This is a genomic window from Streptomyces acidicola (genome assembly GCF_009377235.1).
Taxonomy (GTDB): Bacteria; Actinomycetota; Actinomycetes; order Streptomycetales; family Streptomycetaceae; genus Streptomyces; species Streptomyces acidicola.
In genome coordinates this window covers 1-7,068 of the sequence record NZ_VMNX01000356.1, presented here as the reverse complement: position 1 = coordinate 7,068, position 7,068 = coordinate 1, and the positions used below count along the sequence as shown (strand labels likewise).

2 protein-coding genes are annotated in these 7,068 nt (G+C 75.2%); both read left to right on the top strand.

Features of this window, described 5'->3' with window-relative positions:
* Window positions 1-113: 113 nt before the first annotated feature.
* The gene (locus FPZ41_RS43430; protein WP_228023402.1) at window positions 114-4,187 is read left to right on the top strand and encodes a tubulin-like doman-containing protein; all 4,074 of its coding nucleotides are present in this window, start codon (window positions 114-116) and stop codon (window positions 4,185-4,187) included.
* A complete protein-coding gene (locus FPZ41_RS43425; protein ID WP_152870054.1) occupies window positions 4,184-6,925 on the top strand; it encodes a hypothetical protein in 2,742 nt (913 codons plus the stop codon). Before FPZ41_RS43430 ends, FPZ41_RS43425 begins: the two co-directional genes overlap by 4 nt.
* Window positions 6,926-7,068: the final 143 nt, after the last annotated feature.

Here is a 7,068-nt window from a genome sequence, read left to right as displayed (position 1 = left end):
CCCACCCCACAGTCCACGTCACCCACCCCACAGCCCACGTCAGGTCCGGCATCCGGGCCTGGGCACCACCGAACGCCCGGCGTGCGCGAGCACCCGGCAAGGGGGAACGAACGATGAAGATCTTCCAGCCGATGCTGTTCGTCGGCCTCGGCGGCACCGGCGGTCTGATCGGGGCCGAACTGGAACGGCGGCTGCGCGCCGAACTCTGCGGACCCGACGGCACGGCGCTCACCGGGAGCGGCGGGCGCCTGCCGTACGAACTGCCCAGCTGCCTGCAGTTCGTGTACGCCGACTACAGCGAGGGCGAACTCGCCCGGCTGCCGCACCTGAGCGCCGACACCTCACTGCGCCAGGCGTACGCCCGCACCTCGCGCGCCACCCACGACCTGCTGCCCGCCGACTACGAGAGCTCCCCCGAAGTGACGCAGATGCTGCGGGCCATCCTCCGCGAGGAGGTCGCCGACTGGCTGCCACCGCACGCGGGAGAGCCGAAGGTCACTCCGCTGCGCAGCGGCGCGGGTCAGCTGCCCACGGTGGGCCGTGCCGCACTGTTCGCCACCCTGCGCAACGGACCCGCCCCGGTCGTGGCACCGCTGCTCCGCGCCATCGACGCCATCGCCGGCTCCGGCGGGGAACTGCAGGAGGTGGGCGGCGGCACCATCAGCGGCTGCGACGTCTTCGTGGCGTTCTCCGTCGCCGGTGGCACCGGCGCGGGCATCTTCCTCGACTATCTGCACCTCATCGGGCAGGCGTTCAAGGACAAGAGGTTCACGGGCGCGCGGATCTATCCCCTCGTGGTCATGCCCTCGGCGTTCCCCGAGGCCAAGGGCGGCGGACGGGAGGCCGAACTGAACGCCGCCCGCGCCGTGGTGGACCTCTCCCGCCTGGTCGACGAGCAGAACGCGCCCGACGCCGGAACCGAACTGGGCGACACCGAGCAGCAGGAAGCCCTGCGCATCCGCTACCCGCAGGTCCATCCGGTGTCGCTGCGGCCCGGCACCGTGCCCACCGCGTTCCTGTTCAGCCCGACGGCGGGCATCCGCCCCGACGACCTTCGCCGGTCCATCGTCTCCCTCGTCCTCTCCCTCGTCGGCACCGATCTGAACCTCGGTGACGGCAAGGGCGGCGGCCGTGACGACGACTACCAGACCTTCGCCGCCACCTTCGTCAACGGCGACGTCAGCCGCCGTACCCGCTCCGCCACCGGCATCGGCCGGCAGGGCATCTCGACCAGCCTCGTCGCCTCCATGACGGCACCGCTGGACGAACTGGCGGAACTCGTCGCCGCCCGGATGCTGGCCCAGGCCGTCCAGCGCCTGACCGACACCTCCACCCCGGGCCCGCACGACACGGCGCCACTGGTACGGGAGATGTTCACGGCCGCCGGCCTGGGCGAACTGTGGCGGCGCGACCCGCTGGAGGTGGCCGACCCCGACCCGCTGCCCCGCGGCAGCAGCGAGATCGAGAACGCCCTGCGGGGCCGCATGGAGGAGATGCGGCGTCTGCTGGCGGACCTCGAACGACGCGTCACCAACCGCATGCCCACGCTGGTGGAGGGCTTCGCGCCGCGCGCCGCCGCCGAACAACTGCTCCACAAGATCGATCTGTTCACCCTCGACCGGGTGGTCGCCGGGGTGCCCGGCGAAGCGGACCCCGTGGCCCGGCTGGGCTTCCTCGGCATGCTCGACCAGCGCCGGCAGGACCCCGCCCGTCCCCGGGGAGTGGACGTGCAGCCGCCTGCCGTGCCGCGCATCCGGGGACGGGCGGCGGGACTGTCCCGTCCACGTTGGGGCGACGACGAGGTGGCCGCCGTCATCGCCGAACAGAACCGCTGGTACAAGTGGCGGGCCCGCGTCATCTGGCACCGCGCCTGGAACGAGCAGGAGCCCCGCTGGCGGCAGGCCGCCGGCGTCCTGCAGAACGACGCCCGCGCCATCGGCGAGGCCTTCCGCAAGCACGTGGACGACCAGCCCCGCGCCTACGCCGCCAAGGTGAAGGACCTGTACGACGACCGCACGGGCGTCTCCTACCTGCTGCCGCCGCAGGGCAACCTGGGCCGCTTCTACCAGGCGCTGATGGAACGTCTCGTCGAGAGCGACCAGCTCGGACCCAACGGGGACGAGGCCGCGCTCCTGCTCAAGCTCGTCGACGCCGATCTGCGCAAGTCCGCCTTCGCCGTCGGCCGGCACTCGCCGTCAGCCGCGGTGTCCGAGGTCAAGGCCGCCCTCAAGCACCGCGTCCAGCGCCTCTTCGCCGAACGCCCCAGCCGGCAGCGGGCCCGCGCCCTGCTGCCGCGCATGGGCACCCTCCTGTCGGCCGCGGCGGGTGACGGCGAGGCCGCCGAGCAGGTCAGCAAGCGGGCACTCGACCAGTTCGGCTACAAACTCGCCGGTCTGCTGCCGGCCGCGTTCACCCCCGAGGGCAACGGCCGTCTGAAGGTCCTCATCACCTACCCCGGCACACAGAGCAGAGTGGCCGTCGAGAACTACCTGGAGAAGGAGCTGCGGCTGCCCGGCGACAGCCGCCGCACCATCGAGTTCCGGGCCGTGGACACCGACTCGATCACCGTGGTGCTGTTCCGCAGCGAGATGAGCCTCACCGAGGTGCCCGAGGCCCGCAAGGTGCTGCGCCAGTGGGCCAGGGCCCAGGACGGCCGCCGCGACGACGACGTGCTGCGCTGGCGGCAGCGGCTCGGGTACCGCGACAACTGGCTGGCCAGCACCGCCGAGGACCGCAAGCACATCCTGCACCGGCTGCTGTGCGCCCTGTGGAACGGGCAGGTGGACTACCAGGGCACCCCCGAGTCCCCGGTGCGTCTGCGCATCCGGCTCCACGACGACAGGAGCCCGGACTCGCCCGGCATCCAGCTGCGCCTCGACGAGTACCAGGACGGCATCTCCAGCTGGGCGGGTCTGCTGCGGGCGTACGAACGCTGGGCCCTGCTGGCCGAGGAGAACATCGTGCAGAGCTACTGCGGTGTGATCATGAACGTGCTTCCCCACGGCCTCGGCACCTCCGGAAGCGAGCCCTCCGAGCTCTACCTCAAGCTCGTCCACGAGGTGGCACCCCGTCAGCTCGCCCTGATCGAGGACCGGGAGCGGCGCTACGGCGCCCGGGTGGCCGAATGGGCGCGCCCGCTGCGCGAGTTCTGGGCCGAGACCCTGCCCGGAGCACTCGACCTGCCCTTCCCCGACGGGGAACGCGTGGCCCACCCCACCCTGCGCGAGCTGGAGGAATGGATCCACGAGGGCCGCCGCGACGGCACCGGGGCCGGCGGATACGGGCCGTACGACGGGGGGACGTACGGCACCCGGGAGGACTGGGACCACCCGAACGCCCCCTGGGAGCACGGCGAGCGGGAGCCCACCGCCCGGCGACAGCCGCCGCCCGGACCCGCGGGCGAGGCATGGGGCCGGACGGCCGGAGCGGGTACGGGCAACGGACACCCGGGCAGCGGCGCACCGGGGCCGGCCCCTCACCGAGGCGGTGGTTTCGGCGCCCCCGACTCCTACGGAAGGCCCGAGGCCGACGCGTCGCCGAGCGAGGTCCCGATGACCCGCTCCGCCCCGCCGCCGGTGTCCTCCGAGCGTGCCCCGCACCACGGCCCGGGGCACGACCCGGCCGACCCGCCTGCGGCAGCGGCGGGCGGCGCTCCCGGCGCCCGACGGTCATCCGGCCCGGCCCGGTCCCGTATGCGAGCCGCCGAGGACCCCGACTGGCCGGAACCGTCCACGCCGAACGGCACGGAGCCCCACCCGTGGCCGGACCGGGCGGACACGGACCCCGACCGCCGCCCGGCACCCGGCACGGACACCCACCGCGGCACACGGCACACCGTTCACCGCGGCGAGGCGGAACCGGCCGGCTTCCACGGCGATCGGGACCCATGGCAGCCGGACACCAACGACGTCGCTCCGGCCGCCCCTCCGGCGGGCCGGGCGCCCGCCCGCCCGGCACCCGCCGCCGCTCCCGCCGGCCGCCCCGCGCCGACACCGGCCACGGCCCGCATTCCCGACTACCCGGCCCACCGCCACGCGACGGAACCCGACGCGGGATGGCCGGGCGTCGGGTCACCGGCCCCGTGGGGCATCGGGGGCACGGACGGCGAGGCCGACTGGCCCGAAGAGGACACCACGCCGAACTCAGGCGGCAACGACCGACCGGAGAGCCGGGAGGACCACGCGTGAGCACGACAGGAGCTCCGGTGGCCGTGCTCGACTTCCGCGGCGGCAGGGAGGTCCCGGCGAACGCGGCCGAGCTGCGCCGCAGGGTGGCGGAACGCCTGCCCGACAGCGGCCACACCGGCGCCGAGGACCTGCGGTTCCTGGTGGTCGACGATCCGGACGGTCTGACCGCCCACGCCGAGGCGTACGAGCTGGTGACCGCCTCCCCGACACTGGGCGCCGTCCGGCTGCTCTGCCTCGTGGTGGGCGGCCTGCCCGGCCCACGGGACCAGGCCGCGCCACCCCCGGACACCGGGCCGGTGACGGGTGGCGCCGGCCGCCGACTGCGGCTGGCGTCCGTCCTGCGGTCCTCCGGCACCGGGGTGCTCTGGGCCGCGGACCCGCGCGCAGGTCACGATCCCCGTACCGCCGACCCGGACGGTGAGACGGAAGCCGCGCTCCGGGCCCTGACCGACCTGCTGCGCGTCCCGGAGGTCTTCGACGGCGTGCTGTCCGAGCTGCGGAACGCCCCGGTCTCGGTCGCCGCGCTCTCCCTGCGGGTCCTGGAGCACGATCTGTCGGCCGCCGTACGGGACCGCGCATGGAGCACCGCGCTGACCCACTTCGCCGGAGACGACGGGCCGGCCGGCGTTCCACCCCTCGCACAGGACCTGCCCCCGGGCCTCGCCGAACTGCTCGGGCCCGGTCCCGAACGGTTCACGGCGACACTGCTTCGCGCCGGAGGGCCCGCCGAGACCGCCCACCGGGCGTGCGTCCAGGCGCTCGGCGACCTCGACGAGGCCCGCGCCGACCTCGACACCGCCACAGCGCTGCTGACGGGGCGTCGGGTGGCCGGGCAGGTCCCCCGGACCATCGAGCGGGCGGTGGACGCGCTGCGCCGGTACCGGGAGGGCGCCGCCGGTGTGCTGCGGGACAGCGGCTCGCCCGGCATCCCGTCGAACGAGGCGTTCGCGCGCCTCGCCGACGCAGGCGTCGAGCTTCCGGCGGAGGACGGCCGCTCCCGCGTCGGCGGCGGCCCTGACGAGGGGCTCCAGCGCTGCGCGGCGCGGCTGCTCACCTCCGGTCTGCCGTTGCGGGCCGCCGCGGCCAAGCTGTCCGCACTGGCGGAACGGGTCGCCCCGGTGCCCGCCGCCGCCCGGCTGCACGACTTGGAACGCGCCTGCCCCGAGGAGTCGCTGCGGCGGGTGACCGCCGGGCAGACCCTGTACTTCGCCCGGGCCCGTGCCGGCCACCTGGCGCTCACCGCCCTCCTGGCGTTCCTGTCCGCGCTGTGGCCCTGGCCGGGAACCCTGCTCGTGCTGCTGACCGCGGCCGTGTTCTTCCTCGGCGGCGCGCTCGCGGCGACCACGCACCCGGGGCGCACGGCCGGCGGCCGCACCCACCAGGCCGGCATCGCCCGGGCCGCCGCACTACTGCTCGGGGCAGCGGCGGGACTGGGGCTGGACCGGCTCGTCACGGTGCCGCCCGCCGCTGGGCTCGCGGGTGTGCTGCTCGGTGTCCTCGGTTCCGTCCTGTGCGTCGCCGTGTGGTGGCGCCGGGCGGTGGGGGACTGGTGGGAGGCGACCGGAGTGACGGAACTGCGCACCTTCCTCGCGGACCTCGACACCGTACTGGCCGACGCGCTGCGCCGGCAGTGGTGGGCGGCGGACGAACGGACCCGCTGCGCCGACGGCGCCAGGACCCTGGCGGCCGTACTGCGCGGGGCGGCGGCCGAGGCCGAGGCAGGACAGCCCGCGTCCGCCGTGCCGGAGGGACACGACGGACGCCAGGGCGGGCGGGGCGGGTCGGACGGCTGGGCGGATCCCCGCTGGGACGACTCCTCCTGGGATGAGCACTCCGGGGACGAGTACTCCTGGGACGGCGCGGCGTGGGGGAACGCGGACCGGCCCGAGGACGAGCAGGCAGCCGGGTACGCCGAAGCCGCGAGTTCCACCAGGCCGCCCGCGCGGCCGGAATCGGACGGAGCACCGCCTGCCGCACCCGGCCGGACGCCTTTCCGCGCGGACGGACACCCCGGCGGACACCCCGAGGGACACCTCGACGGCGTGCCGCCGGTCACCGACCACCGTGCCGATCCGCCGTGGCTGGACCGTGGCGCGGGCGACGGCGGACCGGATCTGGTCCCCACCCTCGTGGCCGACTTGGCCGACGCCACCGTCGACGCACTGCGCCGCTACACCGGCACGGCCGGCCGGAGGGCCGACGGCGCCGTCGGCGCGGCGCGGGCGGTGTCCATCGGGGCGGCCGGAACTCCGAGCACCATGGAGGCCGCCGTGCGCCAGGCCATCGTCGCCGCCCGTGTGCACCTGCGGCACAACGGCGTGGTTCCCGCACCGCCGTTCGCCCGGCGGGACCGGCTGCGCGGCGACCCGACGGCGCTGCTGGGCATCGGGTCGCAGCGGGTCCGCGAGGCGCTGAACACCCGGGAGCAGCAGGCCCGGCCCCTGCTGCTCTGCCCCCCGGCCCAACTCTCGCTGCTCAGCAGGGACCCGGCGGAGACCCGGTCCATCACCTTCGCCCCGCAGGCCGTCCGGTCCGTCGTCGAAGCCGCCCGGCCGGACGGCTTCGACCACGACGGCACCGCGGACCGTGTGGTGTGGACGGCCTCCGGCCGGTTCGCGGGATCCCTGCGGCTCATCCCGTTGCGGACGGGCGTGGTGGAGAGCGTCCGCGTCCGCACCTGGGCCGACGGCAACGGAAAGTACACGGACAACGAACGCAGTGGGGAAGTCACATGGTGAACGACCACCGGCCCGTACCGCACCGCCAGGACCGGGTCACCGCACCGGCGCCACCGTCCGCGGCGCCCGAGCCGCGGCAGCCGTCGCGCGGAGAGCGGGGAGAGCAGGGCGATCAGGGAGAGCGGGGGGAACGGGGAGAGCGG